Source organism: Streptomyces sp. bgisy027 (assembly GCF_057710365.1).
Genome location: NZ_JBYIVZ010000019.1, coordinates 1 through 22337 on the forward strand (window position 1 = coordinate 1; position 22337 = coordinate 22337).

Here is a 22337-nt window from a genome sequence, read left to right on the forward strand (position 1 = left end):
TCCTCGTGCGTGTAGTAGCGGTAGAACATCACGACGAACGTGACCGCGCCGATCACCGCCCCCATCACACAGGACCTGATGATGGCCGCGCCGGCCTCGCTGTACAGGAATCCGAAGGCGGCGCCCACGAAGGCCGCCCACACGATGGCGTGCAGCTCGCGCCGCATGTGCGGAGCGAGGGCGCGGACGCCGACGTAGGCGATCATGAACACGGCCGCGGTGACGAAGCCGAAGAGCAGGTTCCAGCCGGTGATCTCGCCGCCGGAGCGCCGGTTCGCCGCGGCCCAGTAGCCGTAGACGAGCCCGAGGACCACCGGTGTCACGATGCCCGCGACGCGGTGGGTCCGTGCGCTGAAGACGTCGGGCAGCGGGGTGAGCGCCACCGGGGTCCGTGCGCCGGGCGTGGGTGCCGCGTGAGCCATGAGAGCACTCCTCTCTCCTCGCCCCCGCCATCAAGGGCACACCCGGGAGCGGTCGGACGGCAAGTCGGCGTGCGTGCCGGCCTCGGCGCCGCGGGACCGGGTACCCGGATGCGGCGCGCCGGACGCCGTGCTTGTCTGAGGCGCATGAGGGCCGTCAGCGACGGTGCATCCGGCCTGAAGAGCGACGCACGCCGGCAGGACCTGCTGCGCGTGCGGGGCCGCAGCGTCGCCTGGGTGCCGCCGCTGGTGCTGCTCGTAGGCATCGTGGTGGTCGACTTCTACACCAGCAGAGACTTCCGGGTGCTGTCCTGGATAGTCCTGGTCCCCGGTATCGCCGCCGCGATCTGCGGGGTGCGGGGCACGGCCGTCTTCGCGGTCCTCGCGCCCGCCACGTACGTAGCAGCCGACGCCCTCCTGCCGCACCAGTACCAGGCCGGGCTGCCCGACCTCGTCCTCGCCGGCATCGGTGGCGTCCTCGCGACGGCGGCCTGCGTGGTCCGGGTGCGCGGCGAGCGCCGCATGGTGCACATCCAGGACGTCGCCGCCACCATCCGCCGCACCGTGCTGCGCCCGTTGCCGCCGGGCTGGGGCGGCCTGGAGCACGCCGCCGTCTATCTCGCCGCCGACAGCGAGGCCAGGGTCGGCGGCGACTTCTACGACATCCAGATCGGCCTGCACGGCACCCGCGTCATCCTCGGCGACGTGCAGGGCAAGGGGCTGGGCGCGGTGGAGGTGGCGGCCGCGCTGCTCGGCACGTTCCGGGAGGCCGGGTACCACGAGCCGGACCTGGCGACGGTCGCCCTGCGTCTGGAGGAGCGGCTCCAGCGGCACGTCCTCATGCGGGAGGCCCTCGGCCGGGAGGAGTGCGACCGTTTCGCCACCGCCGTGCTGATCAACTTCTCCGACCGGCAGCCGGAGGCCGTCGAAGCGGTCGTTCTCGGCCACGACTGCCCGCTCGTCGTCGGCCCCGACGGCGTACGGCGCCTGCCGCCCGGCCACGGCCTCCCGCTCGGCATGGCCGAACTCGACCCCCGCGGCGAGTTGTTCCCCGTGCTGCACGCCCGCCTGCGTCCCGGCGAGACCCTGCTGCTGACCACGGACGGCGTGACCGAGGCCAGGGACGGCGAAGGCACCTTCTACCCGCTCGCCGACGACCTCGTCGCGGCCGTCGCCGCGGACCCGGGCATCGTGCGGCCCCGGCGGCTGGTGGCCTTCGTGCGGGAGCACACCCTGCGGCACTGCGGCGGGCATCTCGCCGACGACACCACGGTGTTCGCGGTGCGGCGGAGCACAGGTGCCGGGAAAGGTGGGGGGAATGGGGACGGAAATGGACGTTCGCGGGGCTGAGAACCCTTCTTCGCACCCGCAGCGGTTACGGTGCTGCCGTAAGTGATCGACGGGGGATGGGGAGGGACCGATGCCCGGAACCGTGCTGTTGCTCGCCGCCTCACCGGCCGGCAAGGGCTGTCTGGTGGACGCCGCCTCCGTGCTTCCCGTCCTCGCCGCGGTGCCGCCCCCGGTGCTCTCGGGCACCGACACCGCGAACGTCGTCGAGCTCGCCGACCCGCTGGAGCCGCAGGCCGTCCTCACCCGGCTGCGTGCCGCCGCGACCGCGCCGGGGCCGCTCACCGTGTTCGTCGCCGGGCAGCTCCAGCTGGACCGGCGCCAGCACCTGCCGCACCTCGCGCTGGCCCGCTCGACCCCGGCGACCGTGCGCTACACCGGGTTCCCCTGGCACTGGTTCCGTGAGGAACTGCGGCTGCGCCCACCGGGTTCGACCTCGCTCGTCGTCGATCTGCACGCGGATGCGGAGACCTGGGAGTGGCTGCTGGCCAACCCCCTCGACTCGGGGCGCACCAGTGCCGTGTACGGCCGCGTCGCCCCGCCGCCGAACCGCCGTACGGTGGCGGGCCCGGCGTACATGAAAGCCGTCGCGACCCTTCTGCGCAGCGGCCATCGCCCGCCCCTGGACCAGCTGCACCAGCAGGCCCTCACCCGCATCGCGCCGGAGGCCGGCGTGGGCACGGACATCGTGCTGACGGCCCAGGCCCCCGCGCCGGCCTACATCCCGAGCCCTCCACCGTCCCCGGCACCCGCCGTGCAGGCCTCCGTGCCGGCCGGCCCGCCGCCGACGCCCGAACCGGCTCGCGCGACTGTCGCCCCGCCGACCGTCGTGCTGACGCCTGAACCGTCCCCGGTACCCGCCGTGCAGGCCCCCGTGTCGGCCGTCCCGCCGCCGACGTCCGTGCCGGGTCCGTCCCGCCCCGCGCAGCGCCCCGTGCCGGCCGGCCCGCCGCCGACGCCCGAACCGGCTCGCGCGACTGTCGCCCCGCCGACCGTCGTGCTGACGCCTGAACCGGCCCCGGTACCCGCCGTGCAGGCCCCCGCGCCTGCCGTCCCGCCGCCGACGCCCGTGCCGGGCCCGCCCCGCCCCGCGCAGCGCCCCGTGCCCGCCGCCCCGCCGCCGGCCCTCGTGCCGATGCTCGTGCCGGGTGCCCCGCCCCGCCCCACGCGGAGCCCCGATCCCGTCGACCCGCACGCCGCGATCACCGCCGCCGTGCAATCCGGGCAGCACGGTGACGCAGACGCGCTGGCCGCGCTGGAGGAGCACGGGGCGATGCGGGCGCACGGGCCCGCGTCGCCGGAGGCGCTGCACTGGAGCGAGGTGCGGGCGGACCTGGCGATGCTGGCGGGCGACCCGGCGCGCAGCTGCCGTACCTGGCTGACCGTCGCCTCGGCCCGGCTCGGCGCGGGGCAGAGCCCGGACACGCCCGCGGTGGAGGCCGCGGTGGACCGGGCCCACCACCAGTGGGGCCTGATCCGCGACGCGGTGCTCGCGCGTGAACTGGGCACCGCCCTGGCCGAGTTGCGCAGCCGGGTGCCGGGGCGCCGCAGGGGCGCCCTGGCCAACGTCCATCAGCGCCTGAAGGAGCTTCAGGTCAGCGGGTGAAGGCCGAGCCAGCCTACGGAAATCGGCTCCACACGCAGCCCTACGGGACTCCGCTCGTGCTCAGCACCGAACTGGGCGCGTGGAAGCTCGACACGAGCGATCCGCCGCTGTACAGCCGTAGGGACATGACGCTGGGACCCGAGAGTTCCTCCTAGCGGCGCCGGAGCGTCACCCGGACGGCTCGGCGCGCTGGTGGTGGTCCTCCCGGGGTGGTGCCTTATGAAGACGTGCCGATCTTGGGCGCGTCCTCGACACCAGCTCAGGAGGCCCGCGATGCCCCGTCCCCCGGTCCGTGCCGTCATCGTCTCGGCGCTCTCCGCAGGCGCGCTGCTGGCCGCGCCCGCGTGCTCCGTCTCGTGGCCGGACAGGGCGGCCTCGGCCCGGCCCGCCTCCCCCGCGGCACCGAGCGGCGGGACGACACGGGCGCCCGCCGCCGCCCCGACGCTCACCGAGGCGCAGGCGCGGTCGGCGCTCATCACCGAGGCCGACCTCGGTGAACCCTGGGTGGCCACCGAGGGGTTCGCCACCTGGCGGGACACCATGCTGAAGGCGTCCACCGGCTCGGCGGAGTGCCGGCGGCTGCTCGACGCCCTGTACGCGGAGGACTTCTTCGGGCCGGACGCCCGCACCCGCGCCTCGACCGGGCTGGACGACCCGTGGGACGGGGCCCAGCTGCGCTACCGGATCGTGGCCCACCGGCCCGACGACGTCGACGCGACGCTGGCCTGGCTCGGCAGCCTGCCCTACGAGTGCGGGCAGTTCACCGCGTCCGCGCGCGGCGGGCAGCTGGAGGTGGAGGTCAGTGAGGCCGAGATGCCGCAGGTCGGGGACGCCCGCCAGGGTCTGCGGATCGTCCTGCGCGGTGTCTCCGACTCCGACGAGGCGCCCACGCTCACCCTGCACCTCGCCGCCGTCCGGGTCGGCGACGACGCGATCACCGTCACCAACGGCGGCCTCGCCGACGTACCGGCCGACGCGACCTGGGCGGCCGTCGAACTCGGCGCCCACCGCCTGCAGGAGGTCCGGAAGCAGGGCCGGCAGGACGTCTAGGGCAGCCCTAGGCCATGCGCTCGACGGCGTCCTTGGCCTCCTTCAGGCCCGCGCCGGTGATCTCCCGGTAGACCTTGATCGCCTGGATCTTCTTGTCGTTCCGCAACAGCGCGACGACCTCTTCCATGCGCGGGTCGACGGGTTCGCGCAGCCCCAAGTGGTCGATGATCAGGTCGAGTTTGCGCTCGACCCGGGCAACGCGCTTGTCGGCCCGGTCGATCCGGCTCTGGACGCCCATGACGGCCAGGACACCGACGAGGATGAAGAAGACACCCGCTATTTCCATGGTCGACGATCCTAGGGGGCGGATCCTCCGCACTCCTCGCCCTGTTCCTCGTCGAACCGCAGTCGGTGCGTCACCACGTCCCGTGCCGTGTCCAGTGCCGTACGTCCGTGCGCGAACGCGTGGGCCCGCAGCCGGGCCAGCGCCTCGTCCGTGCCGACGCGCAGCTGGGCCATGATCATGCCGGTGGCCTGGTAGACCTGGTCATGGTCGGTGGCGAGGCCGCTCAGCCACCGCTCGTCGCCGGGCTCGCCGGCCTCCTCCAGGTGTGGCAGCGCCATCAGCGCCACGGTCATCATCCCGGCCACCGTGCGCGCCGTGAGCAGGTCCCGGTCGGTGAGGCCGCCGGGGGACTCGCGGTAGAGGTCGAGCGTGCCCACGCACACCGTCGCGCTGCCGAGCGGCATCGAGTACACCGCCCGCACCCCGGCGGCCGTGGCCTGCTGCGCGAAGACCGGCCAGCGCTGCACGTCCTGTCCGGCCGTCAGGTCGCGGGCCAGCACGGGGGCGCCGCTCTCCGCGGCCGACCGGCAGGGCCCGTCGCCCAACGTGGCCTGGATCTCGGTGACATACGCCGCCTGCGCGCTGCTCGCGCCCAGCTGTACGGGCAGGCCGTGGCTGTGCAGCGACACGCTCGCGCCGCTCACGGGCAGCAGTTCCACCGCCACGTCGCACAGCCGCCCCGGTATCTCGCCCGGCCCCACTCCGCGCACACCCTCGGCGACGGCGTCCGCGGCGCCGGCCCCTTCCCGCTCACCACAATGCTCGTCTCTGGGCCGCACGGCTGCCTCCTCGCTCCCGAGCGCGGCCTACTGGTCCAGCCTTCCGACCCCGCCCGACTACCCCTGCGACCCCCTATGAAACCCGCCCGCACGCCACGCCCCGGGCCATGGAGACCCGCCCGCACGCCACGCCCCTCAAGCCGCCTGATCCCGCCTGACTGCCAGGCAGGGAGGGGGCGCGACTGCCAGGCAGGGAGGGGGCGCGGGGAACCGCGCGATCAACCCCCATCGGCCCGCGGACGACCGACGACCCGGCCGCTGTCACGGCTCCACGGAGGGACCGCCCGACTGCCACGCCCTGCAGGGGTGCGGGGCGGTGTCGATACGCGGCTCCGCCGCGTGGGTGCGACAGGTCACGACGGCGCCGCACCTGCCCGACTGCCCACCTCGCCACTCACCGCTTCTCATACGGATCAGCCGGCTCCCCGACCCGCCGCACCGCCCCGGCATCCACCACCGGCGGCCAAGCCGCATCCGTCCCGAGCGAGCCCCGCGGACGCCACGTCCCGGTCACCGTGACCCACGAGTCGACCGGCGGAGCCTCGCCACCCCGCACCTCGACCTTGCTGGTGGTCGCGTCGGCGGCACAGCAGGCCACCAGGAGCCGCGTGACGTACCAGGTGCCGTCGTCGTCCCGGGTGACGAACCCGGTCAGCGTCACCGTCCGCCCCGCCAGCGACCGCCCGCTGTCATAGATCGCCCGTGAACTGAACTCCGCGAGCGTCAGCTCCACCGGATTCCCGGCGGGCAGCGCCGGGAAGCGCCCCACTCCCTGGGCCGCTCGCTGCGCCGCCTCACGCTCGGCGCTGTAGGAGCCGAGGGCGGGTGGCGGGAAGAGGAGAAGGGCGAGGGCGGGGAGGGTGAGGAGCCAGGCGATACGGGGGCTATGGTGGCCGCCGTGCTGATCGTGGGCGTGGGAATCGTCGCCGGAATCGTCGTGCTCGCCGTGCTCGCGTTGTTGATCGCGGCCGGCGTGTTCGCCGTGCTCAGCGTGCTCGCCCTGCTCGGCGTGCGGTTCCTGTTCCGGTCGCCCGACGACCGCCGCGGCCACCGCCAGCAGCACCAGCAGGAACCCCGACACGACCAGGTATGGCCGTAGTCCCGCCTGCACGTACCGCAGATACAGCTCGCTGAACAGCGAGATCCGCAGGATCGCCGCCCCCGTCAGGAGCAGCAGCACCGCCGGCCCGTACCGCCTCACAGCAGCCACCACCCCACGAGCACGCTGCTCACCACGGCCACCACCCACGTCACCGCCGAGAACCGCACCGCGAAGGACCGCCCGAAGGTCCCCGCCTGGAGGGCGATCAGCTTCAGGTCCACCATCGGGCCGACCACCATGAACGCCAGCCGTGCGGTCGGCGAGAAGCCGCTCAGCGACGCGGCGACGAACGCGTCGGCCTCGCTGCACACGCACAGCACGACCGCGAGCAGCGCCAGGAGCAGCACCGACACCCACACCGACCCGGTGAAAAGGTCCAGTACCGAGCGCGGCACCACGATGTTGAAGGTCGCCGCGGCGGCCGCGCCGAGGACGAGGAAACCGCCCGCGTGCAGGAAGTCGTGCTGGAGCCCGGCCGCGAACGCGCGCAGCCCCCGGGCGCCGTGCCCGGCGTGCCGCTCGGGCGGACGCAGCCACTCCTCGCGGCCGAACCGCGCCCACAGCCAGCCCATCACGACCGCCGTGGCCAGCGAGGCGACCAACCGCCCGAGCACCATCTCCGGCTGCCCGGGAAAGGCGACGGACGTGGCGACGAGAACGACCGGGTTGATGGCGGGCGCGGAGAGCAGGAACGCGAGGGCGGCGGCCGGAGCCACCCCGCGCCGCATCAGGCTCCCGGCCACCGGCACGGACGCGCACTCGCATCCCGGCAGGACGACCCCGGCGGCTCCGGCGACGGGCACGGCGAGGGCCTGGTTGCGCGGCAGCAGCCGGCTGAACACCTTCTCCGGTACGAAGGCCCCGATCGCCGCCGAGACGACCGTGCCCAGCAGCAGGAAGGGCACGCCCTGCACCGCGATGGCCGTGAAGACGGTCCACCAGGCGGCGACGGCCGGGGTGTACAGGTCCAGGGCGAGCAGCGGCCCGAGGACCGAGGCGACCGTGGCGATGGCGATGAGCGCGGCACCGCCGACCACGGCGTACACGAGTGTGCGTACGACGAGCCGCAGCCCGTCGACCACGGTCCGCTGGTTCTCCACCGTGCCTGTCCCCACCTGTTCGAATTGCTCCGCGAAGGCTAACCGGTGGGGGCTGTGGGCGCGCTGGGGTTCCTCACAGAGGAGGCTGTGCGGGTGCGGGGCCCAGGGTGGTGGTGCCGGGTGCCGTACGGTGCCCGAGCCCGGTGCGGTACGCGTCGAGCGCCGCCTCCACCCGGCCGGTGCGGCGCAGCAGGTCGCCGAGCAGCCGGCACAGGTCGGCCAGGTCACCGGCCGCGCCCGCCCGCTCCAGCAGGCTCAGGGCGCGGACGTAGTGCTCCTCCGCGGTCTCGGTGTCCCGGGAGTCCTCGGCGATGATCCCGAGCAGCCGGTGCGCGGCGGCCGCGTGCAGGGCGCCGCGCTCGGGGCTGAGGTCGCTGAGCACCTCGTGCAGCAGGGCGGCGGCCTCGTCGGACTTGCCGCGCCGGTGCAGTACGTCGGCGAGCTCGACGGCGACCTGGCTGGTGTACAGCGCGGCCCGCTTGGCGGTGAGCATGGTCCGGGCCTCGCGCATCTCGGCCTCGGCGCGCTCCAGGTCGCCGTTCTGGGCGTAGACGTAGCCGCGCATCCAGTGACAGTTCGCGAGTTCGGTACGGATCTGGAGCTGCCGGTACAGCTCGGCGGCCTTGGCCAGGGAGGCGTCGGCCTCGGCGATCCGCCCCTCGGCGAGCAGGGTGCGGGCGACGGACCGGTGCATCCGGGCGACCAGGGCCGGGTCGCCGGCCTGCGGGGCGAGCGCGAGGGCGTACTCGGCGGCCTGGGCGGCCCGCGCGTGGGCGCCCATGTCCATGTACGGGCCGATGACGCTGGCGTAGAGCAGCAGCAGGGCGTCGGGGTCGTGCAGCCCGCCCCGGTTCAGCTCGTCGAGGGTGGATTCCAGCAGGTAGACCGCGTAACGGAGTTCGCCGGTGAGGTAGTGCGAAACGGCTCGCCCGCGCAGCGCCGGGACGCGGGCCGGCAGGGGGGCGCCGGCCTCCGCGAGCACCTGCTCGGCGCGCTCGAAGTGGTGCCGTGCGGAGGTGAGTTCCCCGGCGTCGATGCCGCACTCGCCGAGTCCGAGCAGCGCCGCCGCCCGCTCCTCGGCGAACCCGTTGCCCTCCGCCTCCGCGAGCAGCGCGGTGTACTGCTCCGCTGCCGCCTCGGTGTCACCCGTGGCGAGTATCCGCTGCGCCTCGGTCAGTCGCAGCCGCAGATCCGTGACGAGGTGCGCGGCACGGCCGGTGGCCAGCTCCTCGAAGGCGACGCCGAGCCGCTCGGCGATGTGCCGCAGCGCGTCGTCGGAGGCGCGCACCCGGCCGGCCTCCAGGGTGGAGATGTAAGCAGGGGTGTACGCCGGCTCGGCCAGCTGCTTCTGCGTCAGCCCGCGGTCGGCCCGCAGCTGCTGCACTCTGCGCCCGATGGTCCCGGGATCATCACGATCCGACATCGCTCACTGCCCCCAACTCGCCCTGTGCCTCTTGCCGTTCGAGTCTGACAGCGCTTAGGTTAAACCGCGTATTAAACGTGGTTAACCCATTGCTGTTGCGAGGTCGCCATGCAGGAAAGCACCAGCACCACCGAGCGCTACACCCGAGGCGTGGCCGCCGCGCTGGTAGCTGTGGCGACGCTGATCCTGGCGGCGAACGCGGGCCCGGCGCGGGCGACGGTGCCGGAACCGGAACAGCAGCGGACTCCGCAGGTCAACCCGGTTCAGTCACTGCCGTAGACCTTGAAGGACATGCATTGACGACCCACGCCCGCATTCCCGAGACCACGGCGCCGGGAACGGTCGTCCTGCTCAACGGCACGTCCAGCTCGGGCAAGAGCAGCATCGCCCGCGCGCTGCTCGACGTCCTGGACGGATCCTGGTTCCACCTGCCCGTGGACGCGTTCCACGCCCTGCGCGGCGGAAGCCCCATCGCCGACGAGGATCTCCAGGCCGAGATCGACCGCACCGCCAAGGGTTTCCACCGCGCGGTCGCCGGGATGGCCGCGGGTGGCAACAACCTCGTCGTCGACTACCCCCTCAGCCGCCGCTGGCGGCTGCTGGATCTTCTCGACCTGCTGGTGCCCGAGCACACGGTGCTGATCGGCGTCCGCTGCCCGCTGCCCGAACTGGAGCGCCGGGAGCGTGCACGCGGGGACCGCCAACCGGGCTTGGCGGCCATGCAGTTCGATCAGGTGCACGCTCACGGCCGACACGACCTCGACGTCGACACCAGTGTCCTCACGGCAGCCGAGTGCGCCGACCGCATCCGCGCGTTCCTGCCGGACCGGCGCCGCCCGACGGCGTTCGAGGAACTGCGCCGGACGCTTCGGAGCCCCGTGCCGCGGATCCGGACCGCGGACTCCTCGGGCTCGAATTAGAACTCCGCTGTGTCCAGCTCGAAGCCGAGGGGCTCGGGCAGGGGCACGGCGAGGCCGAGCTTGTACTTGGGGTTCTGGGTGTAGGCGTCGCCGGACGGGTCTGAGTGGACGGTCACGTCACCCTCCTCCCGGTCGATCAGCAGGTAGACGGGGATGCCGGCGCGGGCGTAGCCGTGGATCTTCTTCTCGCGGTCGCGTTCGGCCGTGCTGTCCGAAGTGACCTCGGCGACGAGGAGAACGGAGGGCGTCTCGTGCCACTCCTCGCCGTCGTCGAAGCTGCCTTTCGGGGCGATGACCAGGTCGGGGACAACGTGGCCGGTCTCGGAGGCGCCAGGGACATTGAGGCCGATGCCGGTATACCGGCCCACTCCTTTGTCGTGGTCCCTGAACTGCCCGCTGAGCTCGGACACGATCTCCTCGTGCTCCCCGTTGGCGGGTGGCGTCACGCAGATCTCTCCTTCGATCAGCTCCACGCGCCAGCCCAGGGGGGCCGCCGCGCTGATGCGCTCGAAGGCTGTCTCTACGCTCGTGTCCGAGTGGTCGGGCACGTCGCTGTCCGCATCGCTCTCGCCGTCGGGGTCGTCGTACGGCCCGTAAATGGCCTCGCCCTGATACCCCGGCATGATGATCGGCTCCGCCGTCGCCATGACAGACCTCCTTCGCTCGCCGCGACGTTCTCAGGGTAGACGCGGAGCGCGTACGAGGAATCCGGAGCCGTTCACTCGAACGGGCGTGCTGTTACGTTTCGGCGATGTGCTTCACGAAGACGGCGTACGCCTCCGGTGAGAGCGTGAGGTTGCCGACCTCGGGGTTCTTGGAGTCACGGACGGCTATGTGGGGGGTCAGGTCGGCGACCTCGACGCATTCGCCCCCTGTGTTGCCGCTGTAACTGGACTTACGCCAAAGGACGTTGACCTGTGCCGGCTTGCTGTCCATAACGCTCCTCCAGTACGCCCTTGATCAGTTCGGCCGAATCCTCCACGGAGAGGGCGGCTCCCTGCAAGCCAGCGTAACGAAGGGCGGCTTCGCGGATGGTTTCCGAACTGGCCGTCATATGGCCGGAGATCAGGTCCTCTGTATAGACGACGTCCGGGTCGTCATCGAAGCGGAGCAGGGTGAACGACCCGGCCAGACTCACATGCTCACCCACACGGAACGGCAGCACCTGGAGACGGATCCAGCGCTCGTCCCTGAGGCTCAACAGGTGGAGGAGTTGGTTCCGCATGACCTCCACGCCGCCGATGGGCCGATGCAGCACCGCCTCGTCGAGCGCCACCAAGGTCAAGGGAGGCCGCGTCCGCTTGAGGATGCGCTGTCGTTCCATGCGGGCTGCGAGTAACTCGTCGAGCTTCTCCGGCTGACCTGTGGCCAGCACGGCACGCGCGTACTCCTTCGTCTGAAGCAGTCCGTACACCAGCTGACACTGATAGGTGGAGACGTAGGTCGCTTTCGCCTCCATGTCGGCGAAGGGCTGGAACCACGTCGGCAACTGGCTGCGCAGCACCAGCCCCACCAGCCGCGAGAACATCCCGTCCGTCACCAGCGCCGCATCCACCCGCTCGGCGAATTCCCTGGTCGGAACCTTCAGCGTCGTCTCGATCTGGCCGATCAGCGAGCCGGAGCAGAACAGCACCGAACCCAGTTGCTTCAGTGTCAGCCCCGCCTCCTCCCGCTTCCGGCGCAGCTCGTAGCCGAAGTAGTCCAACGGAGAAGCCGTGGGGTCGAGTTGACGAATGTGAACCAAGGCCTGCCACCCCCAAGTCGGTCTGTTGCCGAGCGTAACCACATGACTTCGCAGTGGTGACGAGAACTGCAAAAATCACCCGCGCCCGAGCGACCGCCCCTGTTACCGTCGCCCCATGCAGCGCGCCAATCCGTCTCTGACGACGACGCCGGACCCCGTCCCGGCGCCGCGCTGAAAGCTGAGCGAATCCGAAGCCCCGGGGCGAGTGCCCCGGGGCTTCGTCGTGGGCGCTCGTCCCTTCATCCGAAGGAGCAGCCATGCACGATCACCGCCGCCTCGGCCGCGAGCTGGGCATCTTCGACACCGATCCCCTGATGGGCGCCGGCCTGCCGTACTGGCTGCCGGACGGGGCGACCGTCCGGCATGTGCTGGAGGAGTACATCCGGGACGTGGAGCGCGAGGCCGGGTACCGGCACGTGTACTCGCCGGTGCTCGGCAAACGGGAGCTGTACGAGACCTCCGGGCACTGGGACCACTACAGCGACGACATGTTCCCGCCGATGGAGCTGGGCGCCGAGCAGGTCGTCCTGCGTCCGAGCCTGTGCCCGCATCACGCCCTGATCTACCGCTCCCGCGCACACAGCTACCGCGAACTACCCCTGCGCATGGCCGAGCTGGGTGGCATGTACCGCTCGGAGCTGTCCGGCGTCCTCGGCGGCCTCACCCGCGTGCGGGCGATCCACCTCAACGACGCCCATGTCTTCTGCACCCTGGACCAGGCGGCGGAGGAGGCCGGGGCGGCGCTGGAACTCATCGCGCGTGCTTACGCCGATCTGGGGATCAGGGCCGTACGGCACCGTCTCTCCCTCCCCGGCGAGGGCGGCAAGTACGTCGCCGACCCGGAGTTGTGGGCGCGGGCCACCGCCCTGCTGCGAGAGGTTCTCGACGCCACCGGGATCGCGTACGAGGCCGTCGAGGGCGAGGCTGCCTTCTACGGTCCGAAGATCGACGTCCAGATCGCCGATCCGGCGGGGCGTGAGGCGACCCTGTCGACCGTTCAGATCGACTTCCACCAGCCCGAACGCTTCGACCTGCACTACATCGGCCCCGACGGCGCGAAGCACCGCCCGGTCATGGTCCACCGCAGCATCATCGGCAGCGTGGAGCGGGCGGTGGCTCATCTGCTGGAGCAGCACGGCGGCGCGTTCCCGGCCTGGCTGGCGCCCGTGCAGCTGCTGATCCTGCCGGTGGCGGAGGCGCAGTACGGGCAGGCGGGAAAAGTTCTGGACCGGGCCCGCCGAATGGGTCTGCGCGCGGAGCTGGCCGGTCCCGAGCAGGGCACCCTGGGCGCCCGCGTGCGCGAGGCACGGCTCGTGCCGTACGTGGCGGTCATCGGCGAGCGGGAGGCGGCGGACGGCGACCTCGTGGCCGTACGGCTGCGGGACGGGCGCAGGCCGGGGGCCGTACCTGCCGAGGAGCTGATCGCCCGGATCACCGCTCGCGTCGCGGCACGCGGCGCCGAGCTGTGGGAGGAGTCGTAGAACGGGAAAAGACGTCGTACGGCGCCGCGCGCACATGCCTGCACGGCGGCGCCGTACGACGACGCACTCCACCTGTACGACACCGTAAGGTCGCTCCCGTAGGGGCGCCACCGCACCCGTGACGAGGGGAGCCACTCGTGCCGAACGACGGCCTGCCGATTCCGGTGATCATCGACTGCGACACGGGCGTGGACGACGCCCTGGCCCTTTTGTTCGCCGTACGCCATCCGGGGCTGGACCTGCGCGCGGTCACCTGCGTGGCGGGCAACACGGACGTGGACGGCGTCGTGCTCAACACCCTGACCGTGCTGGAGCAGGCCGGTGCCCCCGGGATCCCCGTGGCCCGGGGCGCCGCCCGCCCGCTGATCGAGCCCTCGCGCTCGGCGCGGCACGTGCACGGCGAGGACGGCATGGGCGACCTCGGCCTGCCCGCGCCGGGTCGCCGCGCGGCGGACGTGGACGCGGTGACGCTGCTGCGCCGCGAGATCCTGGCTTCCCCGCGCCCGGTGACCCTGATCCCCACGGCGCCGCTGACCAACATCGCCCTGCTGCTGCGCACGCACCCCGAGGTCACCCGCAACATCGAGCGGATCGTCTTCATGGGCGGCGCGGTGGCCTGCGGGAACGCCACGCCGGTCGCGGAGTTCAACGTGTGGCACGACCCGGAGGCGGCGGCGATCCTGCTCACCGCGGGGGTGCCGGTCACCATGTACGGACTGGACGTCTTCCAGCGCGTCGTGGTCCCGGGCGCGGACGTACGGCGCCTGCGCGAGAACCCCGAGCCCGGCACCCGCCTCGCCGGCGAACTCCTGGCCCACCGCCCGTCCGCGCCGGACGTCACCGCCGACCCCGAGGCGGGCGGCATCGGCGACGCGGGCGCGGTCTGCGCGGTCGTGGACCCGGCGGGCATCACCACCCGCCTCCTGCCCGTGGAGGTCTCCCTCGCCCCCGGCCCGACCCGAGGCCAGACCATCGTCGACCGCCGCCCTCGCCCCGGAGAATCAGAACTCCACACAGGCCCCCGCGAACAGGCTTTGGTGGACGTGGCCTTGGACGTGGACGTCGAACGCTTCGCGAAGTTGTATCTGTCGACGGTGGAACGCGCATGATGCCCCGCCGCGATGCGCCGACCGGCTGAGGCGGTCCGGCCGACTGCACACGAAAGGGGCCCGGGGATCACCCTGGGCCCCTTCGCGTGGGGACGGTCAGGAGTTGGAGGTGCGGCGGCGCTTGGAGGCCACGACGAAGGCTGCTCCGCCTGCGAGCAGGACGACCGCGCCGATCGCGATCGGGCCGGTCGCGCTGCTGCCGCCCGTCTGGGCGAGGTCTTCGTCGCCGCCGTTGGGGGACGGGGCGGGGGCCGACGGGGAGTCGGAGGGCTGCGGGGACGGGGGTTCGGTGGAAGGGGTGTCCGAGGCGGGCGGGGAAGTCTCCTCGGCCGGGGTCGACGGCTCGTCGGTGGCCGGCTCGGACGGCTCCGCCGGCGGGGTCGCCGGGGGCTTCTCGGTCGCCGGGGGCTCCGTCGTGCAGTCCTTCGAGCCGCCGTTCCAGGCCGCGATCAGCTTGTCCTTGATGACCGGGCGATCCGGTCCCTTGGGCAGGTCACCGTGCTCGAAGCCGTCCTTCGCGTCGAGCTTGCCGTCGAACTTCACCGCACCGCGGTACAGGTCGATCTGTGCGAAGCAGCCCGCGTCCGGCACGGCGATGTCGAGGCTGTCGGTGCCGCCCGGCTTGACCGTGACGGTGTCGAAGTCGACGAAGACCTGCTCGCCGGAGGTCGCGAAGGTCGCCCCGTGGGCGAGGTAGGAGGCGAGCGAGGCCGTGCAGGTCGCCGCGTCGGCGGCGGCACGCACCTCGATGTGCACCTTGCCGTCGTCGGTGACCTTCAGGTTCTGGTCGTCGACCTTGACCGAGTCGTAGAAGTTCGTGCCGTCGAGCGAGAACTGGCAGCGATCGGTGGCCGTTTCCGTGCCGGCGCCGGTGCCGGGCTCGTAGGTGCCGCCGGACTTCCAGCCGTCGCCCCCGTGCGACCCGTTGGCCCAGGCGCCGGAAGCGGCGGCGACGGTGGCCGCGCACAGGGCGAGCGACGCGGCGCCCGTCCCCAGCAGGCGTCGCGCGATGACACGTCTCGCTATGGACATGCGTATCCCCTCGTGGGGTGAGTGGTCGAAGAAGAAACACTGGGCTCATTGGTCACATGCGCCACAGCGTGTGCACATCGTCGGGGGACGGGCGAAACGCTGTCAACCTGCGGTGACGCAAGGGAAGTTCAAAGGTCAATTACGATTCCGTCACGCGCGGAATGATCCGGTCCGCTCTTCGCGGTGTTCGCTTTCCCGGCCAAGTGGACAGAGTTCTCACTGTCGCCCGTACACGCCCCGAGGAGACCGCGTGAGCGTCCGCACCACCACGCCCGACCTCTCGTCCAGCAACCCCGACTGGTGGCGCCAGGCCGTCATCTACCAGGTCTACCCTCGCAGTTTCGCCGACGGCGACGGCGACGGCCTCGGCGACCTGAAGGGTGTCGCCCAGCGCCTCACCCACCTCGCCGCCCTCGGCGCGGACGCCCTGTGGCTCAGCCCCTTCTACCCCTCCGAACTGGCCGACGGCGGCTACGACGTCGCCGACCACCGCGACGTCGACCCGCGCCTGGGCACCCTCGACGACTTCGACGCCATGGTCACCGAGGCCCACCGCCTCGGCCTGAAGGTCATCGTCGACCTCGTCCCCAACCACACCTCCCACCAGCACGTCTGGTTCCAGGAGGCGCTGCGCGCCGGCCCCGGCTCCGCCGCCCGCGAGCGCTACGTCTTCCGCGACGGCCGCGGCCCGCACGGCGAACTCCCGCCCTCCGACTGGCAGTCCGTCTTCGGCGGCAGCGCCTGGCGCCGCGTCCCCGACGGCCAGTGGTACCTCCACCTGTTCACCCCGCAGCAGCCCGACCTCAACTGGGCGCACGAGGAGGTGCGCGCCGACTTCCGCACCACCCTGCGCTTCTGGTCCGACCGCGGCGTCGACGGCTTCCGCGTCGACGTGGCCCACGCCCTCGCTAAGGACCTGAGCGAGCCGCTGCGCGACCTCGGCACGCCCGAGCTGAGCCACGAGGACGCCCTCCCGGACCTGCCGCCCGGCACCCACCCCTTCTACGACCGCGACGAGGTCCACGAGATCTACCGCGACTGGCGCAAGATCCTCGACTCCTACCGCCCGCCCCGCATGGCCGTCGCCGAGGCCTGGGTGAACCCCAGCTCCCGCCGCGCCCTGTACGCCCGCCCCGACGAACTCGGCCAGGCCTTCAACTTCGAGTACCTGCAAGGAAGCTGGGACGCCGAGGAGCTCAGGCGGATCATCACCGACTCCCTCGACACGGCCCGCGCGGCGGGCGCCTCCGCCACCTGGGTGCTGTCCAACCACGACGTCGTACGCCACACTTCACGCCTGATGCTCCCGCCCGGCACCGACGTGGGCTCCTGGCTGCTGTCCGGCGGCCGTGCCCCGGCCGTCGACGAGGCGGCCGGCCTGCGCCGCGCCCACGCCGCGACCCTCCTCATGCTGGCGCTGCCCGGTTCGTCGTACGTCTACCAGGGCGAGGAGATCGGCCTGCCCGAGGTCGCCGACCTGCCCTTCGAGGTCCTCCAGGACCCGATCTGGGAACAGACGGGACGGGTGCGCAAGGGCCGCGACGGCTGCCGGGTGCCGCTGCCGTGGACGACGACAGGGCCGTCGTACGGCTTCGGCGCGGGCGGTTCCTGGCTGCCGCAGCCGTCCGGGTTCGCGGCGTACGCCGTCGAGGCCCAGGACGGCGTGGAGGGCTCCACCCTGGAGCTCTACCGCCGGGCCCTGCGCCTGCGCCGCAAACTGCTGGACGGCGAGGATCTGACGTGGGTGGCGGACACCCCGCCCGGCGTCCTGCACTTCGCGCGCTCGGCGGGCTGGCGCTGCGTGGCCAACCTCTCCGCCACGGAGGTGGAGTTGCCGGCGGGCGAGGTGCTGCTGGCCAGTGGTCCGCTCGAAGGCGGGCTGCTGGGCCCGGACACGACGGTCTGGCTGGCGTAGAGCCGTGTTCCGGGGCTTCAACGTCACCTGAGGTTCGCCCGATGCCGGAGGGGGCGGGGTCACCTGGTCGGCCGGGAGCCTGGGCGAGGTCGTCCCCTTCTGGAGGGCCGGCTTCCCCACCGGGTATTCCCACAGCCCGGCCGCCCGCACCTTCACCACGAAGTCCCGGTCGGCCTCCGTGAGCGGACCCTGCGGGGTCTGGGCGATGACATGGTCCGCCGAGCTGGAGACGGTGCTGAAGCCGAGCATCGACGGACAGGCGAGCGCGGCGAGCGTGAGACTCGGCGCGCCGCCCACGAAGAGAGATCCGATCACGCGCCGCGAGATGCGCACGGTGCTGCCTCCTGCCCGACGGCCCGAGGGCCCGCCCCACGGTGGGGACGGGCCGGGTTGTTCGTACGGGGGTACGGATCGCGTAGCGCCGGAAACCCTTTGGCCTGGCATCGGCTCCGTATAGCCCGGTCCGGGCGGCTCAGCGCTCGGCGCCCTTGCGGAACGTCGCCCGGGCCCACAGGAAGCCGATCAAGGCCAGGCCCGCGCACCAGGCGAGGGCGATCCAGGCGTTGTTGCCGATGCCGGTGCCGAGGAGCAGGCCGCGCAGGGTCTCGTTGATGGGGGAGAAGGGCTGGTACTCGGCGAACCAGCGCAGTCCGGTGGGCATCGAGTCGGGGGTGACGAAGGCGCTGCTGAGGAAGGGCAGGTAGATCAGCGGCATCGGGGCGTTGCTCGCGGCCTCGACGGTCTTGGAGTTCAGGCCCATCGCGGCCGACAGCCAGCTCAGGCCGAACGCCAGGAACATCAGCAGACCGAGGGCGGCGGCCCACTCGACGGCACCGGCCTCCGGGCGGAAGCCGATCGCGTACGCCACCCCGGTCACCAGCGCGAGGATCGCGACGACCTGCACCATGTTGCCCAGCACATGCCCGGTGAGGACCGAACTTCGTGAGATCGCCATGGTGCGGAAGCGGTTGATGATGCCCTCGGTCATGTCGGTGCAGACGGAGATGGCGGTGGTGATCGTGCCGGAGGTCACCGCCATCACGATGATGCCGGGGACCAGGTAGTTGATGTAGGCGTCCCGGTCGCCGACGCCGATTCCCTCGCCGATCGCGCCGCCGAAGACGTACACGAACAGCAGCAGCATCAGGACGGGCAGCGTGACGATCTGGACCGTCAGGGACGGGTAGCGCTGCATGTGCTTGAGGCTGCGCCGCAGCATCGTCATGGAGTCGCGGAAGGCGTAGGAGCGGTTGGCGGAGGGGGCGGAGGCGGGGGCAGTGGTGGCGGTGGTGGCCATCGAGGGGTCCTCTCGGGGCAGGTAGGGCAGGTAGGGCAGGTGGGTGGAGCAGGTGGGGCAGGTGGGGCAGGTGGAGCAGGTGGAGCAGGTGGAGCAGGCGGAGCAGGTGGCGTAGGTCGGGTAGGTGGGGCATGTGGGCAGGTCGGGTAGGTGGAGCAGGTGGAGCAGGTGGAGCAGGTGGTGCAGGTAGGGCAGGTGGGGCAGGTGGTGGAGCAGGTGGGGCAGGTGGGGCAGGTGGGGCAGGTCGGGCGGAGTGCGGTGGAGGCAGGTGCCGCGGGTCAGGCCGCGGCGGGCGCGTGGGTCTCCGTCAGCGCCAGGAACACGTCGTCCAGGTCGGGCGTGTGGACGGTGAGGGACTCGGCCTCGACGCCGGCCGACTCCAGCAGGTCCAGGACGGCCCGCACGGTGGCGGGGCTGCCGTCGCCGGGGATGTTCAGGGCGAGGTTCTCGGGGTCGCTCTGGGCGACGTCGAACACCGCGGCGGCGGCGTCCAGTTGATCCTCGGCGGCGAACCGGAGGCGGATGTGGCTGCCGGGGATGCGCCGCTTGAGCTCCTCGGCGGTGCCCTCGGCGACGATCCGGCCGCCGTTCAGCACGGCGATGCGGTCGGCGAGCTGGTCGGCCTCCTCCAGGTACTGCGTGGTGAGGAAGATCGTGATGCCGCGGTCCTCGACCAGGCCGCGGATCAGCGCCCACAGCATGCGGCGGCTGCGCGGGTCCAGGCCGGTCGTGGGCTCGTCGAGGAAGATGATCCGCGGATCGCCGACCAGGGTCATCGCGAGGTCGAGCTTGCGGCGCATGCCGCCGGAGAAGGTGGCGGCGGTCTTCTTCGCCTCCGCCGCCAGGTCGAACCGGTCCAGCAGGTCCGCGGCCCGGCGGCGGCCCTCGGCGCGGCTCAGGTGGTGCAGGTCCGCCATCAGCAGCAGGTTCTCCTCGGCGGTCAGCAGCCCGTCGACCGCGGCGAACTGGCCGGTGACGCCGATCGAGCGGCGCACGTCGTCGGCCTGCCGGGTGAGGTCGTGTCCGGCGACGCGGGCCTGGCCGCCGTCGGCGGAGATGAGCGTGGACAGGATCTGGACGGTGGTGGTCTTGCCGGCGCCGTTGGGGCCGAGCAGAGCGAAGACCGACGCCTCGGGGATCCGCAGATCGATGCCGTCGAGCACCTGCTTCTCCCCGTACGACTTGCGCAGGCCCTCTGCGTGGATGGCGGTCATGACTCTCCCCGGTGACGTGAGTGGTGGTGCCGGTCGGCGACGTGAGTGGTGGTGCCGGTCGGCGACGTGAGTGGTGGCGCCGATGGGCGACTTGAACGGTGTGCAACTCGAAGACTTGAACACCGTAAAACCAGACTTGCACGGTGTGCAAGTCCTTTCGCCCAAGAACTTTTACGGTGTGCAAGTGGCGGTTAGTCTGGACCCATGGCGCGAGAGACCCTGAACCGAGAACAGATCGTGCGAGCGGCGATCGAGCTGCTGGACGCGGAGGGCATCGACGGCCTGAGCATGCGCAAGCTCGGCCAGAGGCTGGGCTCGGCGGCGACGGCGATGTACTGGCACGTCGGCAACAAGGAGAACCTGCTGATCCTCGCGGCCGACGAGGTGTGGAGCGAGATCACGCTGCCGGACGTCCCGGCGGTGGGCTGGCGGTCGGCGGCGCGCGAGCTGATGTACGCCGTGCGCGGGCTGTGCGACCGGCACCGCTGGCTGGTGCGCGTGATCACCACGTACTACGCCGCCGGCGAGGGCATGGCCCGCTTCCAGGAGTGCGCGTACGAGACCTTCGACGCCGCCGGGTTCCGGGACGCCGACCTCGACTGGGCCGTGAGCACCCCCTTCATGTTCGTGACGGGGATGGCGTTCATGAGCGGCAGCGAGGTCGCCGGGATCAAGGAGCGGGCGGAGCAGGAGTCGGCCGAGCAGCCGGAGAAGGAGGCCGAGGCCATCGCGCAGATCAACGCCCTGGCGGCGAAGTACCCGCGGCTGAGCGCCAGCATGGAGGCGCAGGCGCAGCGCGGGCAGGGCTTCGCCGAGCAGGTCGACGAGGTCTTCGCGTTCGGCGTGGAGACGATCCTCGACGGACTGGCGGCCCGGCTCGCGGGGCGGTCCGACGCCGTCTGAGTGAGATCCGGCCGCGCGGCGCGGACCGCGGGCGTGGCACACCGGGCGGCGCCGTCCCGCTGCCCGAGGATCCGGACGCGTGGCAGGCACCTTCGACGAACTGGTCGCGATGCAGCGGGCGGCGGACCGGGCCCACAGCCGGGTGGAGGAACTCCGGGACGAGTACGGCCCTCCCACCCGCACCCCCTGGACCGGGCCCCGGACCGAGACCTACGAATCCGCCTGCCGCACCTGCCGCACCTGCCGCGCCTGCCGCACCTGGCGCACCCTCGCCCAGGAGGTCCAGTCGGCCATCACCACCCACGCCGCGGAACAGGGCACGGCACGCAGCCGGACCGAATCGGACGTGAAGAAGGCGGCCCGGCATCCAGGGGCGGAGATGGAGGCGGAGGCGGGTGGGTGACCGTCCCGGCGTCCGGGTGCGGATGCCGGGGGGCGAGGGGTCGGCCTGGCATCCGGATGCGGAGGCGCAGGGCGGCGGGTGGCCGGCCTTGTGCGGTCGGGGCCGCCGCCTCGCGCCCGGACGGGTGGTGTGCGTCGCTCCGACGGCTCCTACGGCCGGTCGGCGCGTGTCATCGGCGGGTGCGGCCGGGAAACTCCCCGGTGAGGGTGGGGTGCCGCCGAGGTGTGTGAGGAGCTCCGCCGCGATGAGCTGGTCCCGCAGGTCTTGGAAGACGCCGGTGCTTGTGTCGCTCGCGGTGGCGGGCGCGGTGCTCGTGCCGGGGACGGCATACGGCGGTGAGGGACCGGGCGGGCCGGGTGGGCCGGCGGGTCGGGGCGGGCCGGGCGGCCAGGGGCTGTGGGCCTCCGCAGCCATCGAGCCCGGGCGGAAGGGCGTCGTCGAGGTCGGCGGCTATGAGGGCGAGCCGCTCGGCGAGGGATCGGTGCTGACGTTGACGGCGCCCGCCAAGGCGCGGGTGACGGGTGTGCCGTTCGCCGGGCTCGGGTACCGGGGCGCGGTGACGCCGGGCGGGAACAGCGGGACGTACGCCTTCGTGGGTGGGGCGGTGTCGACGTGGAGGGGGCACACGTTCCCCTTCGTCGTGTCCGTCGACCCGGACGCCGAACCCGGCACCCGTCTCCCCGACTGCACCCTCGCCCTGAGGGACGCCGAGGGCACCGTGGTCCGGCGCGGCACCTGCTCCGTGACGGTCGCACTGCCCGCTCCCGTCCTGTCCCACCCCGCGTCGGGCGTACCGCTCGGCGCGCTGCCGGAGACGTCGGGCACGGCCTATCCGGGCGCCCAGATCACCGTCCGCGACGCGCAGGAGGACGAGGTCTGCGCGACGACGGCGGCACCGAACGGCACCTGGTCCTGTGTACCCGCCCGCGTCCTCCCCGCCGGCGCGGGCCGCCTCCAGGCGACGGCCACGCTGAACGGGGTCAGCGCGACGAGCGAGCAGATCGACATCGTGGTGACCGGGTCGGCGCGGGATCAGCACGACACGGTTTCGGATGGTGGGGGCGGGCGGCGCCAGGTCCTTCCGCGGGTCTGAGTGGCATGAGGTGGCGCCGTGGTTGGTGCCGTAGTGATGTCGAGTGATGTCGAGTGGCGTCATCCGGTGCCACTTCGGTGTCACGTGGGGCGCTCCATGGTGCCCGGGCGGGCG

At 72.3% G+C, this 22337-nt stretch carries 23 protein-coding genes and 2 pseudogenes; 12 read left to right on the forward strand and 13 right to left on the reverse strand.

Translation table 11 applies throughout. The features are described 5' to 3' along the window. On the reverse strand, positions 1-422 hold a 422-nt coding region (locus AC3ETA_RS20510; RefSeq protein WP_432194360.1), incomplete at its 3' end, for a hypothetical protein. Positions 423-566: 144 nt separating this feature from the next. Here AC3ETA_RS20510 and AC3ETA_RS20515 point away from each other — a divergent pair. The 4 genes from AC3ETA_RS20515 (at position 567) to AC3ETA_RS20530 (ending at position 4422) form a co-directional block, all read left to right on the forward strand. Continuing rightward, on the forward strand, positions 567-1769 hold the full coding sequence (locus tag AC3ETA_RS20515) for a PP2C family protein-serine/threonine phosphatase (RefSeq protein ID WP_432194361.1): 1203 nt from the start codon (positions 567-569) through the stop codon (positions 1767-1769). 70 nt (positions 1770-1839) lie between these two features. After that, the gene (locus AC3ETA_RS20520; RefSeq protein WP_432194362.1) at positions 1840-3372 is read left to right on the forward strand and encodes a hypothetical protein; all 1533 of its coding nucleotides are present in this window, start codon (positions 1840-1842) and stop codon (positions 3370-3372) included. Beyond that, the gene (locus AC3ETA_RS20525; protein WP_432194363.1) at positions 3369-3527 is read left to right on the forward strand and encodes a hypothetical protein; all 159 of its coding nucleotides are present in this window, start codon (positions 3369-3371) and stop codon (positions 3525-3527) included. The genes AC3ETA_RS20520 and AC3ETA_RS20525 overlap by 4 nt, the downstream gene beginning before the upstream one ends. 118 nt (positions 3528-3645) lie before the next feature. Beyond that, on the forward strand, positions 3646-4422 hold the full coding sequence (locus tag AC3ETA_RS20530; protein WP_432194364.1) for a hypothetical protein: 777 nt from the start codon (positions 3646-3648) through the stop codon (positions 4420-4422). A 7-nt stretch (positions 4423-4429) separates the two neighbouring features. On the opposite strand, the gene AC3ETA_RS20535 is transcribed toward AC3ETA_RS20530, so the two are convergent. The 5 genes from AC3ETA_RS20535 to AC3ETA_RS20555 all read right to left on the reverse strand — a co-directional run bounded on the left by AC3ETA_RS20535 (position 4430) and on the right by AC3ETA_RS20555 (position 9112). Further along, positions 4430-4708, reverse strand: a complete 279-nt coding sequence (locus tag AC3ETA_RS20535; protein ID WP_432194365.1) for a ribosomal protein L7/L12 — start codon at positions 4706-4708, stop codon at positions 4430-4432. A gap of 11 nt (positions 4709-4719) precedes the next feature. Next, positions 4720-5487, reverse strand: a complete 768-nt coding sequence (locus tag AC3ETA_RS20540) for a GAF and ANTAR domain-containing protein (protein WP_432194366.1) — start codon at positions 5485-5487, stop codon at positions 4720-4722. A 394-nt stretch (positions 5488-5881) separates the two neighbouring features. Next, positions 5882-6688: a TIGR03943 family putative permease subunit gene (locus AC3ETA_RS20545; RefSeq protein WP_432194367.1), complete on the reverse strand. Its 807-nt coding sequence runs from the start codon at positions 6686-6688 to the stop codon at positions 5882-5884. After that, entirely contained in the window at positions 6685-7704 is a 1020-nt protein-coding gene (locus tag AC3ETA_RS20550; protein WP_432194368.1) for a permease, read from the reverse strand. Before AC3ETA_RS20550 ends, AC3ETA_RS20545 begins: the two co-directional genes overlap by 4 nt. 58 nt (positions 7705-7762) lie before the next feature. Beyond that, the gene (locus AC3ETA_RS20555; protein ID WP_432194369.1) at positions 7763-9112 is read right to left on the reverse strand and encodes a helix-turn-helix domain-containing protein; all 1350 of its coding nucleotides are present in this window, start codon (positions 9110-9112) and stop codon (positions 7763-7765) included. A gap of 108 nt (positions 9113-9220) precedes the next feature. On the opposite strand from AC3ETA_RS20555, the gene AC3ETA_RS20560 reads away from it, so the two are divergent. Continuing rightward, positions 9221-9391: a hypothetical protein gene (locus AC3ETA_RS20560; protein ID WP_432194370.1), complete on the forward strand. Its 171-nt coding sequence runs from the start codon at positions 9221-9223 to the stop codon at positions 9389-9391. Positions 9392-9408: 17 nt separating this feature from the next. Further along, complete coding sequence (locus AC3ETA_RS20565) at positions 9409-10032, forward strand: chloramphenicol phosphotransferase CPT family protein (RefSeq protein WP_432194371.1); 624 nt, start codon at positions 9409-9411, stop codon at positions 10030-10032. On the opposite strand, the gene AC3ETA_RS20570 is transcribed toward AC3ETA_RS20565, so the two are convergent. From AC3ETA_RS20570 to AC3ETA_RS20580, 3 genes are all read right to left on the reverse strand, one after another. Continuing rightward, on the reverse strand, positions 10029-10679 hold the full coding sequence (locus tag AC3ETA_RS20570; protein ID WP_432194372.1) for a Uma2 family endonuclease: 651 nt from the start codon (positions 10677-10679) through the stop codon (positions 10029-10031). The genes AC3ETA_RS20565 and AC3ETA_RS20570 overlap by 4 nt on opposite strands. 91 nt (positions 10680-10770) lie before the next feature. Continuing rightward, positions 10771-10968, reverse strand: a complete 198-nt coding sequence (locus AC3ETA_RS20575) for a DUF397 domain-containing protein (protein ID WP_432194373.1) — start codon at positions 10966-10968, stop codon at positions 10771-10773. After that, positions 10928-11776 carry a helix-turn-helix domain-containing protein gene (locus tag AC3ETA_RS20580; RefSeq protein ID WP_432194374.1) on the reverse strand — a complete coding sequence of 283 codons (849 nt, stop codon included), beginning with the start codon at positions 11774-11776 and terminating at the stop codon, positions 10928-10930. Before AC3ETA_RS20580 ends, AC3ETA_RS20575 begins: the two co-directional genes overlap by 41 nt. Before the next feature lie 188 nt (positions 11777-11964). Here AC3ETA_RS20580 and thrS point away from each other — a divergent pair. Both thrS and AC3ETA_RS20590 read left to right on the forward strand, forming a co-directional pair. Then, positions 11965-13257 (forward strand): annotated as a pseudogene (gene thrS, locus AC3ETA_RS20585) (threonine--tRNA ligase); the annotation flags it as partial. A 137-nt stretch (positions 13258-13394) separates the two neighbouring features. Continuing rightward, positions 13395-14366: a nucleoside hydrolase gene (locus AC3ETA_RS20590; protein WP_432194375.1), complete on the forward strand. Its 972-nt coding sequence runs from the start codon at positions 13395-13397 to the stop codon at positions 14364-14366. Between the two features lie 96 nt (positions 14367-14462). Here AC3ETA_RS20590 and AC3ETA_RS20595 read toward each other — a convergent pair whose 3' ends face one another. Beyond that, the gene (locus AC3ETA_RS20595) at positions 14463-15398 is read right to left on the reverse strand and encodes an LAETG motif-containing sortase-dependent surface protein (RefSeq protein WP_432194376.1); all 936 of its coding nucleotides are present in this window, start codon (positions 15396-15398) and stop codon (positions 14463-14465) included. A gap of 250 nt (positions 15399-15648) precedes the next feature. Between AC3ETA_RS20595 and AC3ETA_RS20600 the strand changes: the two genes are divergently transcribed. Beyond that, positions 15649-17313, forward strand: a complete 1665-nt coding sequence (locus tag AC3ETA_RS20600; protein WP_432194377.1) for a glycoside hydrolase family 13 protein — start codon at positions 15649-15651, stop codon at positions 17311-17313. Between the two features lie 84 nt (positions 17314-17397). Here the strand turns inward: AC3ETA_RS20600 and AC3ETA_RS20605 are convergent. The 3 genes and pseudogenes from AC3ETA_RS20605 to AC3ETA_RS20615 all read right to left on the reverse strand — a co-directional run. After that, positions 17398-17646 (reverse strand): annotated as a pseudogene (locus AC3ETA_RS20605) (DUF4142 domain-containing protein); the annotation flags it as partial. A gap of 139 nt (positions 17647-17785) precedes the next feature. Beyond that, positions 17786-18610: an ABC transporter permease gene (locus AC3ETA_RS20610; protein WP_432194378.1), complete on the reverse strand. Its 825-nt coding sequence runs from the start codon at positions 18608-18610 to the stop codon at positions 17786-17788. A gap of 278 nt (positions 18611-18888) precedes the next feature. Then, complete coding sequence (locus AC3ETA_RS20615; RefSeq protein WP_432194379.1) at positions 18889-19824, reverse strand: ATP-binding cassette domain-containing protein; 936 nt, start codon at positions 19822-19824, stop codon at positions 18889-18891. Between the two features lie 204 nt (positions 19825-20028). On the opposite strand from AC3ETA_RS20615, the gene AC3ETA_RS20620 reads away from it, so the two are divergent. The 3 genes from AC3ETA_RS20620 to AC3ETA_RS20630 all read left to right on the forward strand — a co-directional run bounded on the left by AC3ETA_RS20620 (position 20029) and on the right by AC3ETA_RS20630 (position 22223). Beyond that, on the forward strand, positions 20029-20727 hold the full coding sequence (locus tag AC3ETA_RS20620; protein ID WP_432194380.1) for a TetR/AcrR family transcriptional regulator C-terminal domain-containing protein: 699 nt from the start codon (positions 20029-20031) through the stop codon (positions 20725-20727). Between the two features lie 79 nt (positions 20728-20806). Further along, positions 20807-21130 (forward strand): hypothetical protein, encoded by a 324-nt coding sequence (locus tag AC3ETA_RS20625; RefSeq protein WP_432194381.1) that lies wholly within the window; start codon positions 20807-20809, stop codon positions 21128-21130. 244 nt (positions 21131-21374) lie between these two features. Further along, complete coding sequence (locus tag AC3ETA_RS20630) at positions 21375-22223, forward strand: carboxypeptidase regulatory-like domain-containing protein (protein WP_432194382.1); 849 nt, start codon at positions 21375-21377, stop codon at positions 22221-22223. The last annotated feature ends 114 nt before the right edge of the window (positions 22224-22337 follow it).